Origin of the sequence: Labilibaculum manganireducens, assembly GCF_963665805.2 — a bacterium.
In the GTDB taxonomy this organism is placed as follows: domain Bacteria; phylum Bacteroidota; class Bacteroidia; order Bacteroidales; family Marinifilaceae; genus Labilibaculum; species Labilibaculum manganireducens.
Map to the genome: position 1 here is coordinate 624,548 of NZ_CAXXEE010000003.1, position 22,500 is coordinate 647,047.

14 protein-coding genes are annotated in these 22,500 nt (G+C 38.5%); 10 read left to right on the forward strand and 4 right to left on the reverse strand.

What is annotated here, in order from left to right; translation table 11 throughout:
• The first annotated feature begins 120 nt into the window (after positions 1-120).
• The 3 genes from ACHZAX_RS02600 to ACHZAX_RS02610 are packed head-to-tail and all read left to right on the forward strand — an operon-like array spanning position 121 to position 3,214.
• Positions 121-1,542: a nicotinate phosphoribosyltransferase gene (locus tag ACHZAX_RS02600; protein WP_101310786.1), complete on the forward strand. Its 1,422-nt coding sequence runs from the start codon at positions 121-123 to the stop codon at positions 1,540-1,542.
• Between the two features lie 40 nt (positions 1,543-1,582).
• Positions 1,583-2,719, forward strand: coding sequence for an alanine racemase (locus ACHZAX_RS02605; RefSeq protein WP_320017901.1), 1,137 nt, complete (start codon positions 1,583-1,585; stop codon positions 2,717-2,719).
• Positions 2,720-2,776: 57 nt separating this feature from the next.
• On the forward strand, positions 2,777-3,214 hold the full coding sequence (locus ACHZAX_RS02610; RefSeq protein ID WP_320017902.1) for a DUF2062 domain-containing protein: 438 nt from the start codon (positions 2,777-2,779) through the stop codon (positions 3,212-3,214).
• Between the two features lie 246 nt (positions 3,215-3,460).
• Here the strand turns inward: ACHZAX_RS02610 and ACHZAX_RS02615 are convergent, their stop codons facing one another.
• Entirely contained in the window at positions 3,461-4,921 is a 1,461-nt protein-coding gene (locus ACHZAX_RS02615) for an aminoacyl-histidine dipeptidase (protein WP_101310783.1), read from the reverse strand.
• 321 nt (positions 4,922-5,242) lie between these two features.
• On the opposite strand from ACHZAX_RS02615, the gene ACHZAX_RS02620 reads away from it, so the two are divergent.
• The 7 genes from ACHZAX_RS02620 to ACHZAX_RS02650 all read left to right on the forward strand — a co-directional run bounded on the left by ACHZAX_RS02620 (position 5,243) and on the right by ACHZAX_RS02650 (position 15,534).
• Positions 5,243-6,484, forward strand: a complete 1,242-nt coding sequence (locus ACHZAX_RS02620; protein ID WP_320017903.1) for an ROK family protein — start codon at positions 5,243-5,245, stop codon at positions 6,482-6,484.
• Between the two features lie 270 nt (positions 6,485-6,754).
• On the forward strand, positions 6,755-7,654 hold the full coding sequence (locus ACHZAX_RS02625) for a nucleotidyltransferase family protein (RefSeq protein ID WP_320017904.1): 900 nt from the start codon (positions 6,755-6,757) through the stop codon (positions 7,652-7,654).
• A gap of 17 nt (positions 7,655-7,671) precedes the next feature.
• On the forward strand, positions 7,672-9,051 hold the full coding sequence (gene glmM, locus ACHZAX_RS02630; protein ID WP_320017905.1) for a phosphoglucosamine mutase: 1,380 nt from the start codon (positions 7,672-7,674) through the stop codon (positions 9,049-9,051).
• 63 nt (positions 9,052-9,114) lie between these two features.
• Complete coding sequence (gene gluP / locus ACHZAX_RS02635) at positions 9,115-10,338, forward strand: glucose/galactose MFS transporter (protein ID WP_320017906.1); 1,224 nt, start codon at positions 9,115-9,117, stop codon at positions 10,336-10,338.
• Positions 10,339-10,394: 56 nt separating this feature from the next.
• Entirely contained in the window at positions 10,395-11,498 is a 1,104-nt protein-coding gene (locus ACHZAX_RS02640) for a phosphotransferase enzyme family protein (protein ID WP_320017907.1), read from the forward strand.
• A gap of 138 nt (positions 11,499-11,636) precedes the next feature.
• The gene (locus ACHZAX_RS02645; protein WP_320017908.1) at positions 11,637-13,964 is read left to right on the forward strand and encodes a glucosamine-6-phosphate isomerase; all 2,328 of its coding nucleotides are present in this window, start codon (positions 11,637-11,639) and stop codon (positions 13,962-13,964) included.
• A gap of 616 nt (positions 13,965-14,580) precedes the next feature.
• On the forward strand, positions 14,581-15,534 hold the full coding sequence (locus ACHZAX_RS02650; protein WP_320017909.1) for an ROK family protein: 954 nt from the start codon (positions 14,581-14,583) through the stop codon (positions 15,532-15,534).
• A 57-nt stretch (positions 15,535-15,591) separates the two neighbouring features.
• On the opposite strand, the gene ACHZAX_RS02655 is transcribed toward ACHZAX_RS02650, so the two are convergent.
• Genes ACHZAX_RS02655 through ACHZAX_RS02665 form a run of 3 tightly spaced genes read right to left on the reverse strand, consistent with a single transcriptional unit; the run spans position 15,592 to position 22,478 of the window.
• Positions 15,592-16,938 (reverse strand): Gfo/Idh/MocA family protein, encoded by a 1,347-nt coding sequence (locus ACHZAX_RS02655; protein WP_320017910.1) that lies wholly within the window; start codon positions 16,936-16,938, stop codon positions 15,592-15,594.
• A gap of 24 nt (positions 16,939-16,962) precedes the next feature.
• Positions 16,963-18,363, reverse strand: a complete 1,401-nt coding sequence (locus tag ACHZAX_RS02660; RefSeq protein ID WP_320017911.1) for a NapC/NirT family cytochrome c — start codon at positions 18,361-18,363, stop codon at positions 16,963-16,965.
• An 11-nt stretch (positions 18,364-18,374) separates the two neighbouring features.
• Positions 18,375-22,478 (reverse strand): hybrid sensor histidine kinase/response regulator transcription factor, encoded by a 4,104-nt coding sequence (locus tag ACHZAX_RS02665; protein ID WP_320017912.1) that lies wholly within the window; start codon positions 22,476-22,478, stop codon positions 18,375-18,377.
• Positions 22,479-22,500: the final 22 nt, after the last annotated feature.

A 22,500-nucleotide genomic window follows, 5' to 3' on the forward strand; every position in this document is an offset into this window, starting at 1 on the left:
TAATCCTTAAAGAAACAAAAAGCAGATATCATGTTTTATCTAAACATATCGATTCCAGATTTCTGGGCATAGTATCATATATTACTTATCTTTAGCAAGATTTTTATTTAAGTTAATCCAATGGACACATTAACAGAAAATACAGGCTTGTATACCGATTATTATGAGCTGACCATGGCTCAGGGATATTTTTTAAGTGGTAAGGAAAATGAACAAACCGTTTTTGACTACTATTACAGAACCAATCCGTACGAAGGTGGTTACCTTATTTTTGCAGGATTGCAAGACCTGCTTCAAATATTAAAAAACTTTAGTTACAGTAAAGAAAATATTGAATTTCTGAAGAAAACAGGATTGAAAGATGAGTTTCTGGAGTATTTAAAGGATTTTAAATTTACTGCCACTGTTTACAGTATGAAAGAAGGGGAAATTGTGTTCCCAAATGAACCTTTGGTAAGGGTCGAAGGAAATATAATCGAAGCTCAGTTAATTGAGACCTTACTTCTGAATTATTTGAATTTCCAGTCGTTAATTGCCACAAAAGCTTGTCGGATAAGAGATGTAATTGGTGATAAGGATTTTGCTGATTTTGGATTGCGAAGGGCTCAGGGCTTGGGTGGAATACATGCCAGCCGTGCCGCTGTGATAGGAGGAGCCAATGCAACATCGAATGTTTACAGTGCATTTAATTACGATATTCCGCTTACGGGAACACAGGCTCATGCCTGGATTCAGAGTTTTGATTACGAAGTGGAAGCATTTCGGCGTTATGCTGAAATCAATCCGGATAGTACTGTTTTACTGGTTGATACTTACAATACACTTAAATCGGGTATTCCTAATGCAATAATTGTTGCAAAGGAATTAGAAGCAAAAGGATACAAAATGATCGGCATTCGTTTGGATAGCGGCGATTTGGCCTATTTAAGTAAAAAGGCCCGAAAAATGTTGAATGAGGCTGGTTTGGAATATGTGAAAATCATCGCATCAAACCAGCTAAATGAGTATGTAATTAAAAGTTTGAACGATCAGGGCGCACAAATTGATGGTTATGGAATTGGCACTGAATTGGTTACAGGAAAAGATGCCGGAGCTTTAGATGGAGTTTATAAATTGGTTCAGAACAATGGAATCCCAAGATTGAAAATATCTGAGAATATTGAAAAAATCACCATGCCAGGAAAGAAAAAGGTGATTCGTTACTTTGATGAGGATGGAATGTTTTTTCGGGATGGTATTTTATTAGAGAATGAAGAATCGACGAATCGCTTGTTTCACCCTTTTCACAGCCATAAACACACCTATGTAACGGGCTTTTCGAGCGAAGAGCTTATGAGTAAAGTGATGGAAAACGGGGAAATATTAATTGAAAATCAATCTCCGGTCGAAATAAATGCATATGTAAGGAAGCGATTTGCACAGTTGCCTGATGAACACAAGCGGTTTATTAGTCCGCACATTTATAAAGTTGGTTTTTCAGAAAATATACTAAGTGTGAGAGATCATATTTTAATGGATTTACGATCAAAAATAAGAGAATAGCACTGTTTTTTTGATTGAGTACCATTTAAAATTAATTTCGATGCAAAATTTAGATTCCAAAATAATTCGTCCTACTCTTTTGCTTGACAAAGCAAAATGCATTGCCAATATTGAAACAATGCAGGCCAAGGCAAAGCGTTCCAATACGCGTTTGCGTCCTCATTTTAAAACACATCAATCGGCTGAGATTGGTGAGTGGTTCAAAGAAAGAGGAGTAGATTCAATTGCTGTTTCATCCATGCAAATGGCGGAATATTTTGCCAATAACGGATGGAAAGATATTACTGTTGCTATTGCTGTAAATGTGCGTGAAATTGATTTGATTAACGAATTAGCTTCAAAAATTCAGCTGAATTTAGTTGTTGAATCGCAGGAAACAATTGCGTTTTTGCAATCAGAATTAAAACATGCTGTTGGTGTATTTATTAAAGTTGATACAGGTTCTCAGCGCTCAGGTATGCCTGCTGAAGCAACTGGTTCTATTCGCTTATTGGTAAATTTAATGAATGAATCCGATAAATTAAACTGCAAGGGTTTTTTGGCTCATACAGGGCATAATTATCAGGCTTCAGATCAAAAGGAAATACACAAGAACCATAGTAAAACACTACTGGATTTAAATGAATTAAAGGATGTTTTTCGAAAAGAAATTCCTGGTCTTGAAGTATCCTTAGGGGATACACCAGCCTGCAGTATTAGCGATGAATTTTATGGGATTGATGAAATTCGTCCGGGGAATTTTGTCTTTTACGATATTATGCAATACGTGTTGGGATCGTGCGATGAGGATCAAATAGCTGTGGCGATGGCCTGTCCTGTTATTGCCAGAAATATTGATCGCAACGAATTGGTAATTCATGGTGGTGGAGTGCATTTTTCCAAAGAATATTTGGAAGCAGATGACGAGGGAACGAAACTTTTTGGCAGTATTGTTCGCATTACCAAAAATGGATGGAGTGAAATTATAGGCGGAGGGTATTTAGCAAGCCTGTCTCAGGAACATGGAATTATCCGCTGCAGCGACGAGTTATTCGATGAATTCGTAATTGGAGATTTAATTGGAATTTTGCCGGTTCATTCGTGTATGACTGCTAATTTAATGAGGCGTTTCATGACAACTGAAGGGAAATGGATTGAAACAATGAACAGTAAACAGTTGTCAGAGAACGGTGATTAGTAAACAATTATCAGTGCGATTTGTTTGCTGATGAAGGTGATGAATTATTAGGAAGTGATGCAAAGATTTAAACTTGACAAACTTAAAAAAGTTATTGTTACGGAAGTTACCTGTACCGACAATTCCAATTCTGTTATTGCTTTGTCTTTGGCATTAGGTGTATTTCTTGCATTTTCACCAGCTTGGGGTTTTCAAACAGTACTTGCAATAAGCTTAGCTTTGTTTCTGAAATTAAACAAAGTGCTGGCTTTGATAACCGTGAATATCAGCAGTATACCTCCATTAATTCCTTTAATTGTAATTGCGGGTTATCAGACCGGAGCGCTTGTTTTGCATGGTGAATTCCAGAAGGAAGTGCCCGATTTGATGGATTTAAGGAATTTGGGTGAAAATTACCTGCAATTTGCCTTGGGTTCGTTGGTGTTTGCAATAATGATTGGTGTAATTTTCTATTTGGTGATTTTTCTGATTTTAGGAAGATATCGGAAAGTTTAAAAGAAAGCGATGGGGTTTTTTGTGATACACCCTTTCGCCTGTCGGTACTTTGTTCACAATATGATTTCAAATTGCGTTCACAATCTTCACTGCTTTACGATACCCTGCAAGAGGAAAGATTCAACTCTTTTTTCTTTGTGTGGCTTAGTGGGTATCCTTCGAGTTTAGTTTGTGGTTAAATTCTTATGCTATAAAAAAAAAGGAACGCACAATCGTACGTTCCTTAGATATCAGTATTTGATAATATTATTTAACTGGAATGTTTTTCAAAGTTTCAACTAAGAAATCCCAGAATTTAGTAACGGTATCAATTTTAACTTTCTCATCCGGAGAGTGAGGGAAACGGATCGTTGGTCCGAAAGAAATCATATCCCAATGAGGATAAACAGCTCCTAATAAACCACATTCCAAACCAGCGTGAATCGCTTTGATTTCAGGAATTTTTCCGTATTTTTTATTGTACACTTCCTGCATGGTTTTCAAGATTGGAGAATCCATGTTTGGTTTCCATCCAGGATATTCACCTTCCAATTTTACTTTCCCGCCAGCCAATACAAAAGTGGAAACAATTGCTTGTCCCAAATCGTCTTTTGCTGAGTTTACTGATGAACGCAATAAGGCCTGAATGGTAACAACACCATCTTCACTTACCACACGTGCAAGGTTAGTTGATGTTTCAACCAATCCCGGCATGGCATCGCTCATGCGGATAACACCGTTAGGACAAGCGTAGATAGCGTTGATTAAATTTTTCTGGCTCTTGTTTTTGAACACGTGCTTTGGAGCATCGGTTGGCTCAGCAAAAAATGCTAAATCAGGCTCTACGGCAGAAAGTTCCGCTTTGTAGATTGCTTCGTATTCAGCAACTCCGGCAAGGAATTTCTCAGTATATCTTTCAGGAACGGCAACAATTGCAAACGACTCACGGGGAATCGCATTACGCAAAGATCCACCGTCAACAGAAGACATTCTTAGTTTGTATTTTTTAGTTGCCACTTTTAAGAAGCGGAACAATAATTTGTTTGAGTTTCCACGGCCCAAAATGATTTCCATTCCTGAATGACCGCCTTTTAAGCCTTTCATGTATAGCTTGTAGCCAACATATCCTTTTTCAAGTTTGTCTTCTTTGTATTTGAAAGTAATATTGGCATCGATACCACCAGCACAACCAACATACAGTTCGCCTTCATCTTCCGAATCCATATTTAGAAGGATATCACCATCTAAAACGTCGTTTTGAAGACCAAAAGCACCGGTCATTCCTGTTTCTTCGTCAGCAGTAAATAAAGCCTCAACAGGACCATGCTCAATATCTGCAGCCTGAAGAACAGCCATTGCTGCAGCAACTCCCATTCCGTTATCAGCACCTAGAGTTGTTCCTTTTGCAGTTACCCAATCGCCGTCAATAAGTGTTTCGATAGGATCTTTTTCAAAATCGTGAACGGTGTCAGCATTTTTCTGAGGCACCATATCCAGATGACCCTGCAGTACAATTCCTTTACGGTTTTCGAAACCTGGGGTCGCCGGTTTTTTAATGATGATGTTCCCAACAGCATCTTTAATGGTTTCCAGTCCCAAATCCTGTCCGAATTTCATCATGAAATCCTGAATTGCATTTTCGTGCTTCGATGGGCGTGGTATTTGTGTTAATGAATAAAAGTTTTCCCAAATAGCCTTAGGTTCGAGGCTTAAAATTTCTTTGCTCATTAGTATATTCCTCCGTTAAATTTTAGTGTTAATTATTCAAGAGCACTAAAGGTAGTATTTTTTAGTAAAGCCGAAAAGAGAATCGGGAAAAGTGATTGTGAATTAAGGATTTTTAAGAATACAGTAAAATTAGTACCGGGATATAACGGTTCTTTTAATAAAGGGCTAATTATTTTTTTGTCCGCTTTGGGTCTTAGTAAGGCCTGGTATTTACTAGTGTTTTATTAATAACTTCATTTTAAAGAATCATCATCTTTTAAAAAATATTTTAAAAGATGATGATTCTTTGCGAAAACTATATATATTTATCCTTTCAAAAAAATGATTAAAAACGAGATTAAATTGGAATTAGAATTTCTATACGAAAAGACACTTGAAGGTACTGTTAATGCTAAAAATAGGAAGCAGGATCAGTATCGTAGAATAATATCCCATTTGTATTATAATGGAGTTGCTTCAATTGCAGAGATCGTGAAAACGGCAAAAATGAGTCAGCCTTTGGTTGCTTCGCTTGTTGAAGATCTTTTGGGTTTTGGGGTGATTCTTGAAAATGGAATTGGAGAATCAATTGGAGGAAGACGTCCAAATTTATATTGTATGAATCCTGAATATCAATATGTAGTTGGTGTTGATATTAATCTGCATACACTCAATTTAGCTGTTTTCGACTTGAACAATCAGTTGATATACCGCGAGGAGTTTAAAGAATTTGAGTTGGAAAACAGCAGTGAGTATTGTCAGGCATTGATCGGAAAAATTAATGTTGCTCTTGATAATATAAATATTGGGAGGGAAAAGGTGTTGGCTGCAGGAATTTCAATTCCTGGTTTGGTTGATGCTGAAAAAGGATTGACCCATACGCATTTGTCGTTTGCGGAAGAAGGTCTAAGGGCTTATCTGAACCGGAAACTTGGATTTCCAATTTTGCTTGATAATGATGCCCGTACCATGGCATTAGGTGAGAAAGCTTTTGGAAAGGCCAAAGATAAAAAGAATGTGTTGTGCTTGAATTTAAGTAATGGTATTGGTTTGGGAATGATTTTGAATGGTGAATTGCATAGTGGTAAAAATGGATTTGCCGGTGAGTTTGGTCATATTTTAATCGATCCGGAGGGAACACTTTGTAATTGCGGGAAAATTGGTTGTCTGGAAACGCTGACCTCAGGGAAGATTTTGGTGCGGCAGATAAAAGAAGGAATTGAGAAAGGTCAGGAAAGCTTTTTAGCCAAATATCAGGATGAGGGGAAAAAGATTGATTTAAGAGCTGTTGTGGATGCAATTTTAGCCGGTGATCAGTTTGCTATTGACCAATTGAACAAGATGTGTGAATATCTGGGGAAAGGTTTGGTGACTTTGATTCACTTACTGAATCCTGAAATGATAATTATTGGAGGAAGATTGGCTCAGGCAGGAAAATATATAATCAGTCCGGTAAGCATGTGGATGAATAAATATGCTATGGATAAAATTAGTTCGGAGACTGAGCTGGTAAATTCTGATTTGCTGGATGATGCCGCTCTTATGGGAACCATGGCAAACGTTATGAAAAAAATATTTAAGTAACAGTTAGTGATTAGTTAAGAAGAGAATTGTCTCCCTGTTGTTTTCAACTTGCGTTGAAGATTTGTGTAGAAGTAGTGTTCTTACAGGGAGCAATTTTCATAAAGTATGGTGACCATCTGCCTTTTCTAAAAACCATTGGAACATTGTAGTAGTAGTGATGCACGGCAGGTGGTTGCTTTTTTTTTTTTGAGAAAACCTTTGCAGAAATGTATTGGTAAGGATAAAATTGAAGGGTAAAAATTGATTTGAACATTGATATTTAGATAAGATATGCAACCTACGTTATTGGTATTAGCCGCAGGGATGGGAAGTCGGTATGGGGGATTGAAGCAGATCGATCCGATTGGGCCAACGAATGAAACCATTATTGATTATTCGATACATGATGCAATTGAGGCCGGTTTTGGTAAGATTGTTTTTGTGATTAGAGAGAGTTTTGAGGAAGAGTTTAAAGAACTTTTTAATGCAAAATTAGCTGGTAAGATTGAAGTTGATTACGTAAATCAGGAAATAGGAAAGGTTCCTGAGGGATCAGTATATAATTTGGAACGTGAAAAACCTTGGGGAACAGGTCATGCAATTTTAATGGCTAAAGACTGTATTAATGAACCTTTTGCAGTAATTAATGCAGACGATTACTATGGAGTTGAGGCTTTTACAACTATTGCAGAGTATTTAAGCAACTCTATTACTGATGAAGAAAACTGCATGGTTGGCTACCAGTTAGGCAATACCATTTCAGAAAACGGTTCGGTATCAAGAGGAGTTTGCGGAACAAATGAGAATGATCACCTGACTACCGTTGTTGAACGGACTCATATTGAGAAGTTGGAAAATGGAATCGCATACAAGGAGAATGAAGAGTGGGTTCAGCTGGTTCCGCAAACGACTGTTTCGATGAATTTTTGGGGTTTTACTCCTAAACTATTCGATTATCTGGAAGCTCAGTTTACCCTTTTTCTGAAGGAAGAAGGGGATCAGTTGAAATCTGAATTTTTTATTCCTTCTGTAGTTGCCAATATCATTAAAGATGGAAAAACACAGGTTAAAGTATTGAAGTCGGATGCTCAGTGGTTTGGAGTGACTTACCGGGAAGATAAAGAAAAAGCGGTTAAAGCGATTGGAAAATTGATAGAGAAGGGAATATATCCTTCAAAGTTGTGGGCATAATTTTATAGGAGAGAAAAATGACTTTAATAAAATCAATATCAGGTATTAGAGGTACTATTGGAGGAAGACCAGGGCAATGCTTAACACCAATGGATATCGTCAGCATATCAGGAGCATTTGGCATGTGGCTGCAAAACAGCGGTGCAGCTAAAAAAGTAATCGTTGGCCGTGATGCCAGAATCAGCGGGGAGATGGTAAACCAACTGGTGGTTGGGGCATTGCTTTCAGTTGGTATCGAAGTAGTTGATCTTGGATTGGCAACAACACCATCAGTAGAAATGGCTGTTACCGATTTAAAAGCCGGCGGAGGTATTATTATTACAGCAAGTCACAATCCTAAAAATTGGAATGCACTTAAATTATTAAATGCAAAAGGCGAATTTATTTCTGATCAGGATGGAAAGGATTTGCTTCGCCTTGTTGAAGCACAGGATTTCAATTACAATGATGTTGATGATTTAGGAAAGTACTCTAAGAAAGATGATTACTTGGAAACTCATATTCAGCATATTCTTAATCTGCCATTAGTGGATAAAAAACTGATTGAAGAAGCTGATTTTTCCGTTGCAGTTGATGCTGTAAATTCGGTGGGGGGAATTGCAATTCCTCAGTTGCTGAAAGCTTTAGGAGTGAAAAGGGTGACGGAAATCAATTGCAATCCTGATGGTAATTTTGCCCATAATCCGGAACCTCTCCCTGAAAATATTGTGGAAATATCGGAATGTGTTAAGAATGAAAAGTTAGACCTTGGTATTGTTGTAGATCCGGATGTTGATCGTTTGGCTTTGGTTTGTGAAAACGGGCAGGCATTTGGCGAAGAATACACTTTGGTGTCGGTCGCTGATTATGTACTTCAAAATACAAAAGGCAGTTTAGTTGCCAATTTATCATCAACCATGGCACTTCGCGAAATTGCCAAAAAGCATGGCGTTGAGTTCTATGAATCAGCAGTAGGCGAGGTGAATGTGGTGCGCGAAATGAAGAATCATTCGGCAGTAATAGGTGGTGAGGGCAATGGAGGTGTGATTTATCCTGAACTGCACAATGGAAGAGATGCCCTTGTTGGAGTGGCATTATTTCTTACCTATCTGGCTAAATCAAAATTAACCTGCTCAGAACTGCGGGCAAGTTATCCCGACTATAAAATTATAAAAGAGAAAATAGAGTTGGAGGGTGTTTCCAATTTGGATGCAATCCTGGATCAGGTTCGCAGGAAATTTATCGATTATCCCTGCAATACCATTGACGGGTTGAAGATTAGTTTTCCTGAAGGATGGGTACACCTCAGAAAATCAAATACGGAGCCCATTATTCGAATTTACGCCGAAGCAACTACTGAGAAATATGCCGGTAATTTAGTGGATTGTGTAAAGCAGTTGATGAAAAACACAATTTGAGGAAGCGATTATTTTAGACATTAGAATATAATACAGAAATAGTAATCTTATAAATTTTAAATTATGGTAAGCGCACAAGTAGTGGATACTAAGGTAAATAGGTACGTAGTTCCTCTTATTATAGTTGGAGTCATGTTTTTTGCAATTGGATTTGCACTGGGGATAAACAGTTATATTATTCCGCTTTTAAATAAAGCTTTGGATATTTCTTCTGCCGAATCATACTTAGTGATTGCAGCTACTTTCTCAGCCTTTCTGATTTTTGGATATCCAGCATCATTGGTGATTGGTAAAATTGGCTACAAAAAAACAATGGCATTATCTTTTATCATGTTTGCAGTTGGTTTTTATTTATTTATTCCTTCTGCAAGAATGGAAAGTCTGCCTCTGTTTTTGCTGGCTTCCTTCATTAGCGGTATGGGAAATACTTTCCTGCAGGCTTCTGTCAATCCGTACATTACCATATTGGGACCTATTGAAAGTGCCGCAAAGCGGATGAGTTACATGGGGATTGCCAATAAACTGGCCTGGCCGATTGCGCCGTTATTTTTGGCTTTGATTATTGGAAAAGAAGTGGACAGTGTATCACTAACCGACATAAACATCCCTTTTTACATTATTATTGGTGTTTTTGTTCTTCTGGGAGTATTGGCACTATTGGCTAAACTGCCTGAAGTAAAAGCAGTAGGAGAAGATGAAGATTCAGCAGACGATTGTCCTTATGCAGCAAATAAAACATCAGTTTGGCAGTTTCCACACCTTTTGTTAGGCGTGCTTGCCCTTTTCCTATATGTTGGAGTTGAAACCGTTTCGTTAGGAACCTTGGTTGATTATGCAACTGCTCTGGGCTTAGCCAATGCGGAATATTATGCATGGATTGCGCCGATAGGTATGGTTATTGGATACATCTGCGGAGCCGCTTTAATTCCTAAATATCTTAATCAGGCTACAGCTCTTCGAATTTGCGCGGTAACAGCCTTGTTTGGATCCTTAATGGTTGTGCTTTCACCTCAGGATTTATCGATTTACTTTATCGCTTTTATGGCCTTGGGATGTTCTTTAATGTGGCCTGCTTTGTGGCCGCTTGCAATGACTGATTTGGGAAAATTCACTAAAGCAGGCTCATCCTTAATGGTTATCGCTATTGTTGGTGGTGCTTTAATTCCAACAATCTACGGTTTTATGAAGGATTTTGCCGGAGCACAAAATGCCTACTGGGTTTGTGTTCCTTGTTTTCTTTATATTCTTTACTACGGTTTAAAAGGACATAAAATAAGAACAAAATAATGAATCCAATTTGGGCATGAGTAATCATTTGCCGTGCCCTCATTCAAAGATGAAATATGACAAATAATTTAAAAGAAATAGCTTCGAAATTCTCTATTGAAGGGGAAATAGCAGATATTAAACCTCTTGGGGAAGGGTTTATTAACGATACATTTATTGTAACGACCGTTGCTGAAGAAGACCCAAGCTATTTATTTCAACGCAAGAATAAGAACATCTTTAAGGATGTTCCCGGAATGATGGGAAATATCTTAAAAGTGACAACTCACCTTAAGCAGAAAATAGCTGCAGCAGGTGGTGATATCATGCGCGAAGCAATGACAATTACACCTGCAAAGAATGGTGATTTGTTTTACAAAGATGAAGAGGGCGACTTTTGGACAATGTGTCTTTTTATTAAAGACAACCTGACCTATGAAGCTGCGGACAGTCCGGAATTGGCTTATGCAGGAGGAAAGGGAATCGGTAAGTTTCAATCGATGTTATCGGATATGAAAGAACCATTGGTGGATATTCTTCCAGGCTTTCATAACATCAGATTCCGTTTTAAGCAATGGGATGAAGTATTGAGTAAAGATCCTGCAGGCCGTAAGGCTGGATTGACTGAAGAGATTGCCTGGGTTGAGAATCGCCGTAAGGAAATGCTTGAATTCTGGACTTTGGTTGAGAACGGAACCATTCCTACACGGGTAACTCATAACGACACTAAAATCAACAACATACTTTTTGATAAAGAAGGAAATGATTTGTGTGTGATCGATTTGGATACCGTATTGAACAGCACCGTGCTGAATGATTACGGGGATGCTATGAGATCATACACCAATACTGGCTTGGAGGATGATGAGAATTTGGATCAGGTGAGCATGGACATGGAAATATTCAAGGCATATACCAAAGGATATCTGGAAGAAACAGTTTCGTTTTTAACAGCTTCGGAATTGGAATACCTTGCTTTTTCGGCCAGATACATCACTTTCGAACAGGTTCTTCGTTTTTTAATGGACTATATCGACGGAGATCAGTATTACAAAATAAAATCACCGCAGCACAATTTAATCAGAACTCATGCTCAGTACAAATTATTAACAAGCATGGAAGAGCAATATGAGCAAATGAAGCAAGTGGTATCAAAATACAGCAAAGAATTATCAGTGTAATAAACAAGGTTTTTGTTTCTGATACCAAACCCGGTATTTAATCGTGTGGTAGCGTAATTTAAAACAAACAGTCATTCTCTCACGAAAGTGAAGTGTTTTAAACGAGTAAGGTTAAGAGATTATAGAAATAAAAAGAAAATGAAAACATTATTTACATCAAAAGTAGAGCAGGCATTCCATGAATTATCAGGAGTGCAGGAAATTACAGCCAAAATACCTTATGTAACGGTTGATAATTTTCCAAAATTGGGTTTGATGACTTCACTTCGTTTTTTGGAGTGGGCAGAACAAAACCCTCAGGGAGTAATTAGTTTGCCAACCGGTAAAACTCCGGAGTATTTTATCAAGTATACTCAGTTTCTTCTTGAGAATTGGAACAAGCCTAAAGGAATCGAAATCCGCAGTCAGTATGGACTTGGGAACATGGCAAAACCAGATTTGAGTGGTTTGCAGTTTGTTCAGATTGATGAGTTTTACCCGATTGATCCGCGCCAGCACAATAGTTTTTACAACTATGTGATGAAATACTATATTGAAGGTTTTGGCTTGGAGAAATCCAATTCGTTACTGATTAATTCAGAGGAAATTCCTTTGGTGGACAATAAACATTTTTTGGAAGTTTTTCCTGATTACAATATTGATTTGTCGCTTCGTTACCGCGAGGCAACAAGTGTTGTGGAAGAGATGCAGCAGAAATCAATTTTCATGATTGATAACTGGTGTACTTCTTACGAGCAAAAAATCCGCGATAAAGGCGGCATTGGGTTTTTCCTGGGCGGAATTGGTCCTGATGGTCATATTGCCTTTAACACCCGTGGATCGGATCATTTTTCGACTACACGGTTAACAAAAACAAATTTCGAGACACAAGCAGTTGCGGCAGGCGATTTGGGCGGTATTGAAGTATCAAGAAACCGTTTGGTAATAACCATTGGCTTGGATACAATCACTCACGATCCAAATGCTGTTTCCATTATTTTTGCTGCAGGCGAAGCTAAAGCTGATATTGTAAAAGGATCACTGGAAAGCGAACCTGATGCGATTTATCCGGCTTCGGTACTTCAGCGTCAGAAAAACAGCCGCTTTTATTTAACAACGGGAGCGGCCTGTAAATTGACCGATAGCGTGAACCAATTTTACAAAACAGGAGATTGGACAAAGGCAAAAAGTGAAAGAGCGGTTATCGATCTGTGTCAGAAAATCAATAAGTATGGTCATCATTTAACTTTGGAAGATTTAAAGGCTGATCCTTACACCAGTCAAATTCCTGATTTGAATGAAGGAACTGTTCAGACTGTGATTGATTCCATCAAAAAGAAGTTGGAAAAAGGGATGAAGCCTGATACCAACGAGGTAATTTACCATACCGGTCCGCATCATGATGATATCATGCTGGGAATTATGCCATACACCAACCGTCAGATGCGTTCGGCAACCAATGATGTTCATTTTTCTGTTCTTACATCCGGTTTTACCGCAGTAACGAATGGTTTTGTTATAGGTGTATTAAAAGAGTGTCAGGAATTTATCGCCAAAGGTGAAATTCAGATGCTTGAATATCCTGATTTCTTCGAGGTAGGATTTAGTAAGAAATGGGATAAAGATGTATATCATTTCCTGAATTCGGTTGCAGCCCGAAATCAAAACGGAAAGCGAAGAGGTTTGTGTCATCGTGTAATTCGTGCTATTGTTGAAACCTGGAAAGTAAACAGCAAGGAACATCTGAATGAGACAATTGCTTTTATTATTGCAGATTTGGAAAGCAGTTACGATGGAGGTAAAAATTCTCCTGAAGTTCAGAAAATGAAAGGGATGATTCGTGAGTTTGAAGAGGAGTTGGTTTGGGCTCATTTCGGTACTCCTGTAAAAAATGTTCATCACCTGCGTTTGGGATTCTATAAGGGGGATGTGTTTACAGAAACACCTGAAAAGAACAGGGATATGCTTCCGGTTTTGGAGGAATTCAGAAAATACAAACCAACAATTATTAGTTTGGCTATGGATCCGGAAGGCAGTGGACCGGATACTCATTATAAAGTATTGCAGGCCATTGCAGGAGCAGTTAAGGAGTGGAAAGAAGAGGAAGATTTATCGAAACTTCGAATTGTTGGTTACCGAAATGTTTGGTTTAAATACCATCCTTCCGAAGCCGATTCTATTGTTCCGGTTTCTCTGAATGCTCTTGATGTTATGGAAAACTCATTTACCGAAAGTTATTTAAGTCAGGTGAATGCATCTTTTCCAAGCTACGAGTACGATGGCAAATTCAACGAGCTGACACAAAAGGTTTGGGTGCAGCAGTTGAAACAAATTCAGTTGCTTTTAGGCAAGAATTTCTTTTACGAAAATAGTCATCCATTGGTACGTGCTACTCATGGTTTGGTTTATATAAAAGAGATGAATGCTGAAGAGTTTGTGGCTATGGCACAAGACTTGGAAAAAGCAGTTGAGGAAAATCCGTTTTAAGTACCACACATAAATACCTCAGGATCGGGGGAGTATTCTCCCGATCCTTTTTTTTTGCAGTGTAACGAATAGATCGGAAACAGAATAAACAGAATAAAATGAGTTGGATTTCTTACTTTTGCGGAAGTGTACCCCCGCAATCGGACAATATAGAGGAATTATCGTTTTGCATGCAGCAAAAAAGTCCCCTTTAGGGGATTTAGGGGTAAAAAAGATAAACCCGACACGATACCGTTTCTCATATTTAGTATGAAACGTCCATGTCAAAGCGATTTTGACACACAGGGAGATGATTATTCTCAGCTTGGTAATTCCGAAAGCTTTCGGAACCATATGGCAACTTAAAAACAAATAATAAACAGATGAAAAGAGATGGAATTTAAGAATATGATACATTTTATTTTTAGGAAAACAATAGTCGTAGCACCACGACGGTAATGGTCGTAGTACCACGACGGTAATGGTCGTAGCACCACGACGGTAATGGTCGTAGTACCACGACGGTAATGGTCGTAGTACCACGACGGTAATGGTCGTCCACGACGGTAATGGTCGTAGCACCACGACGGTAATGGTCGTAGTACCACGACAATTTTTTGTATTAAAATCAATTGGAATGACAGATATAGCAATAGGTATAGACATAGGAGGAACCAATACAGTTTTTTCGTGTATTGACGCGAACGGAAAATCATGGGGAAATGGAATCATTCCTACTCAGGAGCAGGAACGATTCGAGGATTTTCTGAATGACTTGTGCAATTTAATGGATAAGACGATTGAAGATTCAGGTGAAGATTTGAAACTAATTGGAATAGGGATTGGAGCTCCCAATGGAAATTACCATACCGGTACCATCGAAAATGCCGCCAATTTACGGTGGAAAGGATTGCTGGAAATTTCCCGTTTGGTGAAGGAACGCATGAATGTACCTGTAAAATTGACCAATGATGCCAATGCTGCCGCTTTGGGTGAGCGTATATTCGGAGGTGCCAAAAACATGGATGACTACATGGTGATTACTCTGGGTACAGGTTTGGGTAGCGGCATTGTTGTAAACGGCGGTTTGCTTTACGGACATGATGGATTTGCCGGAGAAGTCGGACACATTATTATGCGCCCGGAAGGACGGGAGTGCGGCTGTGGACGAAGAGGTTGCCTGGAGACTTATGTATCGGCTACCGGAGTAAAACGAACTGCATATAAGATGTTGGCGAAGCATATGGGTGATAGTTCTTTGCGGGCTGTTCCGTTTAATGATTTAACTGCTAAGATGGTTGCTGATGCGGCCAATAACGGAGACCTGTTGGCGATGGAAGTGTTTGCCTATACCGGAAAAATGTTAGGGGAAGCTTTGGCAAATGTGGCTTCGGTAACCAGTCCTAAAGCTATTTTCTTTTTTGGAGGACTGGCAAAAGCAGGCGAGCTTCTTTTTGAACCCGTTCGTGAGGCAATGGAGAAGAATTTACTCTTTCTGTATAAGAATAAAATCAGCCTGTTGCCTTCTGAATTAGGCGATGATGCGGCAGTTTTAGGCGCAGCCGCTTTAATATGGAACGATCAGGCGTAATGATTCCAATAAAATACTGATTGATATAGCCGTTTCACAATGTGGTGAAACGGTTTTTTACTTCGGACTACTTCCTGGTTTGGGTATTTCTTTTGAAACAGCAACAGCTCCAATCACATAAGTTTTTGGTCCCAAATACAAATCAGAATTCATCATTTCGTCCCAGCTTACTTCTTTTCCGGTATAAGCAGCTATTCTTCCCATAATACCGGTAAGGGTTGATGCTGCAATTTGGAAAGCCTCATTTACCGGATTGCCGGTTCGAATGGCTGTAAGCAAATCGATATGTTCCTGATCGTAAGGATTTGTTGCAAGTCGGCTTACGTTAGAACCATTCCCTTTGCGGGGATAATCAAAAGTCCATTTTACCGATCCGTCAGGATTGTATATTGTGTTTTCACAATTTGTACTTCCTTTGCTGCCTTGAATACGATCAGAAATTGAATTGCTGCAATCATTAATCTGACGGCACATGCTGTGATAATGAACCTCTTTATCGTACACAAAATCGACACTGAACATGTCGTACTGATCGCCGGTAATTCTTTGCTGCCGGGCACCAAAACCAAGAGCCTTTTCGGGATGTTTGCCTACAAACCAATTCACGGTATCTAAATTGTGAACATTTTGTTCTACAATATGATCGCCCGAAAGCCAGCACCAGTTCACCCAGTTTCGAATCATATTTTCCAGCTCAGACCAACCGGCCCGGGGATTTCTGTGCCAGAGTTTACCCACATTGTAATAGCTGTTAGCCGATACAATTTCGCCGATTTCTCCCTTGGCTACCTGTTTAAACGTTTCAATGTAATCCTGCTGATGACGTTTTATGGTACCGGTAACTACCGATAATCCCAACATTTTAGCCTTTTCGGCAGATACCATTACGGAACGGACACCAACCGGATCAACAGCCACAGGTTTTTCCATGAATACATGCTTTTTGGCTTTTACACAAGCTTCGAAATGTTGTGGTCTGAAGTGCGGAGGCGTTGCAAGAATCACAATGTCTATGTCGCAGTTCATCAGTTTTCCGAAGGAATTGATACCTGAGAAACACTTGTCGGGAGAAATTTCAAGTCCCTTTTGTTCTTTTATTTTCAAACGACAAGCATCAATACGGTCTTGAAAAACATCAGCCAAGGCAACAATTTCAACATTGGGTCCGGCATTCAAAAAGTTTAATGCGGCACCAGTTCCCCGGTAACCACAGCCAACAATTCCAGCTTTTAAAAGTGGTCCATCAGGAGCTCTGTTCAACATGGGAGGAAAAGTATATTCTCTCTTTTTGCCCGATTGACAAGAAGTTAGAAAGGGATTAATTCCAATGGCACCTATGATTCCTGCAGCGGCAGCATTGCGCAGAAAATTTCTTCGGCTGTTGTTGTAATCATTGCTATTCATATTGTCGCAGAGTAAAAATGAAGATTATTTGATTCTGTTGTTCTGATTTTCCTGAGGCCATTCGCAAACTACACGGAAACCAACATCATTGCAATCGGAATACCACCAGATGCTTTTAGGGATTTGAGGATCGGTTATCATCCATTTGTCATGTTGAGTATGATCTTTAAAGCTCCAAAGAAGCTCCTGAGCAGAGCTTTTAAATGATCCTCCTTTGATTAGATGTTCGGTTTTCTGATCTATTCTTACCGTATCAAGGCAAAATTCGCGAACATTGCCCGGCAGGTTATAAATTCCGTATCTGTTTGGCAAAACCTCTTTCGGCAAACCCGTTTTTCCATTGCTGTTTTCTTTCCAAATCACGTAATTGTTAATTTTACCACCCGGTTTTTTAAATAGATTCAGAACAATATTTTTTGCTGTATAATCTGACGTTTTACCACCAAAAAAGAATTCTTCATTTTCATTGGTTCCGGTAGCGTATTCCCATTCTGTGGCAGTTGGCAAACGGTAAGTTTTCCCTGTTTTTTGAGAGAGCCATCTGCAATAAGTATTTGCAGCATGCCAGGTCATGGTAATTGCGGGCCGGTTTCCCATTCCCCATCCTTGCGAAGGATCTCCAAAGGGTGGGGTTGCTCCTGAAATGGCATCAACATCAGTATTGGTTTCGGTACGGCCTTCCGATTCAGTTTCGCGAAGGAATGCCTGGTATTCATTCCATGTCACCTCTGTTTTAGCTATAAAAAAGGATTTATTCAATTCTTTAACTATTGGCAGAGCGATCATTTCAAAAGCAATTGATGTTCCCGGTATTTTTTCTGTGAAATTCTTGAAATCGCTTACTTCGGCAGCCTTGTTGTATTTTATTTCAGTTTGTGAGGATTTTAAAAAATCGAAGTTTCCAATGTGCGATTTCTTTTCACCATGCCCAACACCTAAATGGCAATTGAAACAATCCAAATCAGCTTTATTGTTTTTATAGTAAAGATGTGCTTCATCTCCTTTCTTTGACAAGTGCAGGGGAAATAAATTTTGGTGACAGCTGATACAGGATTCTGTGAACGTATGATGCTTTGCTTTTTCCAGAGTGGATTTTTCGGTCCAATTAATCTTGTTCATATCCTTACACCAATAGGAGTAAAGGTCTCTTGCGCCTGCTTTTATTTTTTCAGGCCAATAAGCCATATGTTCTTTGGGTGGTAAATGGCAATCAACGCAGTGAACGGTAACACCACTTTTATTGTTGTGATGAGATGATATTCTCCATTCATTATCGGTATTAGAATGCACATGACAAGACATGCAGTATTCATCGGAGGAACTCAAATGATCAATTCCCTTAAGGCCTGTAACAAATACAAGTGCAAAAAGGAAAGACGAAAGTATGAACAGAAGAAATTTGTATTTACGGAGGGACTTATTCATCAGAAAATCAATTAATCAATATCCGGGCTTAAATTATCTGAAGAACTCAACGCTTTGTATTCTAGTTTGTATTGCTTAGGTGTTTTTTTATACTCTTTCTTGAAACATTTGGAGAAATATTTCGGATCATTAAATCCTACTTTAAAAGCAATTTCCGAGATGGTTAAATTGTGATTAAATAGTATAGGAACGGCTTTTCGCAATCTGAATGTGCGGACAAAATCGACTAGTGTTTTACCTGTTAAAGACAGAAATCTTCTGTAAATGTTGGAATAGCTCATGTTTAAACTCACGGCTAGTTCTTCCAATCTAAATTCCGGATCTTCAAAATTATTCTCTATTTCCTGAAGAACCGATTCTATGAACTTCTCATCCGGAGATTCTATTTCAAGCTCTTTGCAATCTGTAAGAATCTCAGCGCGATATTGTTCGATTACTCTTCTTTGAGCGTCTAAAATGTTGTTTACTTTTAACAAGAGCTCTTTTACATTAAATGGTTTGTTAATGTATTCAATAGCACCAAATTTCAGCCCTTCCAGTTTCGAGCTTGTCGTATTTTTTGTTGTCAGTAATATAATTGGAATGTGACGGGTGCATTTTTTCTCTTTTAAATTTTTGCAGAGTGTAATTCCGTCCATAATCGGCATCATTACATCACTTAAAATGATATCAGCCTTGTAGTCAGACAGGCAGGAAAGAGCCTCCTGTCCATTTTGAGCAACTCTTACATTGTAGAACATTTTAAAGCTATCTTCCAAAAACAGCAGCATTTCATAATTGTCTTCAACAATCAAGATGTTTTTTTTGTTTTCATCAGGAATTAATTCTCTTAATTCCTGAGTGATATTTGAAGGTAGAACCGGAGTTTCATTTATTTCTTCCCTGCCGGATTCATGATAAGCAAATTCGTCCTGTCCGAAATGCTGATTACCGGTTGGTATTGAAATGGTAAATGTAGTTCCTTTATGGAGTTCAGATTCAACAGAGATTTCCCCTTTGTGCAGGAGAATTAATTCTTTGCTTAAGGCCAGTCCTATTCCGGTTCCTCCAATTGCTTTTCCATCTTTCGATTGATAAAACAGATTAAAGATATTTGTGAGTTCATTGTTTGGAATCCCAATGCCGGTATCGGTTATTTTAATCTCTGCTTTTCTTTCTTCAATATTCTCAGTAACGGCGATTGTAATTTTTCCTTCCCTGGGAGTAAATTTGAAGGCATTGGCCAAAAGATTGTAAATTACATGCTCCAGTTTTTGCTGATCGTACCAAAGCATAATTTCTTCTTTTTCAACTCCTTCCACGTTAAAATCAATTTGCTTGAATCGGGCTTGCTCCATAAAAGAAAGAGCTGTTTTATGAATATCTTTAATAATGTTATTCTCGCTGACACTGATTTTTAATTTTCCCAATTCCTTATTTCGTATTGTCATTAATTCCATTGCAATCCGCGACAATCGGTTCGCATTGTTCTTAATAACCTGCAGGCGCTGTCTAAGCAGTAAATTCCCCTCTGCGCGTTCAATCATGTTTTCGATGGGCGATAAAATCAAGGTTAGCGGCGTTTGAATTTCATGCGACATTTTTGCGAAGAAATTCATCTTCAATTCATATAATTCCTTGTCCTTTTCATTTTGAAGTTCTTTTAAATACAGTTTTTTCTTTAATCGGGCCCACATAATGGAATAACGAATGATAAAAAAACTGATGATTAAAATCAGGAATGTATAAATCAAATAAGCCCACCATCTTAGCCAAAACGGAGGAAGAATTTTAACCTCTATTGTTTGAGTCTGAATATCCCAAACGTTTCTTTTGGTTCCTGCTTTTACTTCAAACGTATAATTGCCGTAAGGGATATTGGTATAAGTGGCCACCCGCATGTTTTCGGTGGTGATCCAATCATTATCAAATTCTTTTAGCCGGTAGGCATAAAAATAGTTTGGATCCAGATGATCGTTTATTACTGAGAATTGAAAAGAAAAAGAGGTCTGTTTGTGATTGAGCGTCAAAGTTTTTATTTGTTCGATACCTGCTTTCAGTTGTTCCGGAATTAATTCTTCTGCATCCCGGTTCACAATTTTAAGCTGATTAACGCGAAGGCGTAACTCCTTTTTTGTTTTTTTTATTCGGGAGGGATCAAAATGATTTAATCCTCCCACACCTCCAAAATAGAGGATCCCATCTTTATCTTTGGCAGCACTTCCCGAAAGAAAGCGATCTTTTAAAGTGCCGTTTTTCCAGGAATAAAAATAACTGCGGCCCGCCGCAAGATCCAGATGAGAAATACCGTTTACCCGTGAAACCCATAAATTTAAGCTGTCTGCAGCAATCACAGCTATTACTCCGTGAATTTCTTCATTACTAAATCCGGTAATAGGTACTGTTTTTTTCTCTTTAGTACTGAATTTAAGTAGTTTGGAATAAGAATTTACTAAATAGAGATTGCCGTGATCATCTGTAGTACCGTGGCTGATACTATTCTCAGGCTTATTTTTAGTGTTTACTAATTGAAAAGGGATGAAAAAGGAATCTTCCAATTTTTTTCCCTCTTGAAATAAGAACAATCCACCGTCAATCATTCCTATCCAAATCTGATTGTTTTCATCTTCTAAAAAGACCTCTGCAATACTTCCTTTAAGGCCGTTTTTATTGTGCGGATAAAAGGCTGTTTGTTTGCCGGATAGTGAGTAGACAGATATCCCCACGTTACTGCCAACCCAAATTCTGTTTTTATTGTCGATAAATAAAGACCTGATATCTGTAGCCATCTGTCCGACCTTATTTACTGCTTTTATCGATGAAAATTTATTTGTCTTTGTATCGTAAAGGAGCAATCCGTTAAGGTAAGTTCCAATCCATTTGTTTTGGTTTTCATCCTCAACCAGGGCTTGAATGTAATTCCCTGTCAGTCCATTGGCTGTGTTGGTTTTTGCAGCAAATTGCTGAACTGCCTTTCCCGTTTTATCAATTATGGTGATTCCTTCTCCATCAGTACCAATCCATAGATTTCCATTTTTACATTTTAATATGGATAGAACCCTTGCCGGGGAACCCGAAAGACTGCCGCTGTAATATCCAAAAGTTGATGATTCACTGGGTAATATATTGATATTGCCATAATTTGTGAAGACCCAGATATCATTGTTGTTTGTTTCTCCCAGTCCTATAATTGTATTGCTCTGTAATGAAAATTTATTGGTTTTCGAATGAGTGTATCTTCTTACTTCTTTTGTTACCGGATTCACTTGATACAGTCCGCCTCCGTCAGTACCCGCCCAAATGATTCCTTTGCTGTCGCGGAAAATGCGGATGATCATATTGGTTGGAACAAAATGTGAAGTTTTGGCTTTGTTGTGAAAATGATCGTAGGTTTCTGTTTCCGGATCGTAAGAAAATAATCCGTAAAGTTCTGTTCCAATCCAAAGATTTCCATTTTTATCAGTTGTTAAGATAGTGGTGTTGAATGGATTATTGAAAGGGCCTTTTAGTTCGGTAAGTTCCCGGGTTGATGTATTTCCCTTAAAGATTCGTCCTTTGTTGGTGCTGAACCATACAATATCGTTTTTTCCTTCTGTAATGGATGTAATGGTTTCATTGGATGAGTAAATGTCAAATCTAATAATTGTTGAATCGGCAAGAGACTGACCGATTACTGTTCCGAAATTGCTGCCCAACCAAATTACCGAAGAACCAACGTATACAGATTCCAGTGTTTGATGTTCTGCTAACATGGTGATGTTGGAATATTGCGGCGAAAATTTTTCTGATGACATCAGTTTGGAAATCGAGCCTTTTTTAGATACGCACCAAATGTCTCCCCGGGAATCTTTTAATAAGCTGAGAATTGAGGCAGCAGATGCTTCCTTTCCAAATATTTCGCTGTTTGAATATTGGCGGTAATCATATCCGTCAAAGCGCAGAATACCCGTGTGCGAATTAAGCCACAGATAACCAAGTGAATCTTCTGCTACACTTGTGGCAATGGTTTGCTGTCTCCCTGATTCTGCTCTTACATGAATAAAATTCGTTGATTCATCTGCGTATGAAAAGAGATACGTAGTACAAGCCAGTAATAGTAGAATCAGTTTAGCTGCAGGTGAATTTTTTCTCAACATGATGTATCTGTTTCTAAGTTCA

Bases quoted from the DNA above. Each gene is read 5' to 3' on its own strand.
- ACHZAX_RS02600 (WP_101310786.1), top strand. From the start codon at position 121: ATGGACACATTAACAGAAAATACAGGCTTGTATACCGATTATTATGAG.
- ACHZAX_RS02605 (WP_320017901.1), top strand. From the start codon at position 1,583: ATGCAAAATTTAGATTCCAAAATAATTCGTCCTACTCTTTTGCTTGAC.
- ACHZAX_RS02610 (WP_320017902.1), top strand. From the start codon at position 2,777: ATGCAAAGATTTAAACTTGACAAACTTAAAAAAGTTATTGTTACGGAA.
- ACHZAX_RS02615 (WP_101310783.1), bottom strand. From the start codon at position 4,921: ATGAGCAAAGAAATTTTAAGCCTCGAACCTAAGGCTATTTGGGAAAAC.
- ACHZAX_RS02620 (WP_320017903.1), top strand. From the start codon at position 5,243: ATGATTAAAAACGAGATTAAATTGGAATTAGAATTTCTATACGAAAAG.
- ACHZAX_RS02625 (WP_320017904.1), top strand. From the start codon at position 6,755: ATGCAACCTACGTTATTGGTATTAGCCGCAGGGATGGGAAGTCGGTAT.
- glmM (WP_320017905.1), top strand. From the start codon at position 7,672: ATGACTTTAATAAAATCAATATCAGGTATTAGAGGTACTATTGGAGGA.
- gluP (WP_320017906.1), top strand. From the start codon at position 9,115: ATGGTAAGCGCACAAGTAGTGGATACTAAGGTAAATAGGTACGTAGTT.
- ACHZAX_RS02640 (WP_320017907.1), top strand. From the start codon at position 10,395: ATGACAAATAATTTAAAAGAAATAGCTTCGAAATTCTCTATTGAAGGG.
- ACHZAX_RS02645 (WP_320017908.1), top strand. From the start codon at position 11,637: ATGAAAACATTATTTACATCAAAAGTAGAGCAGGCATTCCATGAATTA.
- ACHZAX_RS02650 (WP_320017909.1), top strand. From the start codon at position 14,581: ATGACAGATATAGCAATAGGTATAGACATAGGAGGAACCAATACAGTT.
- ACHZAX_RS02655 (WP_320017910.1), bottom strand. From the start codon at position 16,938: ATGAATAGCAATGATTACAACAACAGCCGAAGAAATTTTCTGCGCAAT.
- ACHZAX_RS02660 (WP_320017911.1), bottom strand. From the start codon at position 18,363: ATGAATAAGTCCCTCCGTAAATACAAATTTCTTCTGTTCATACTTTCG.
- ACHZAX_RS02665 (WP_320017912.1), bottom strand. From the start codon at position 22,478: ATGTTGAGAAAAAATTCACCTGCAGCTAAACTGATTCTACTATTACTG.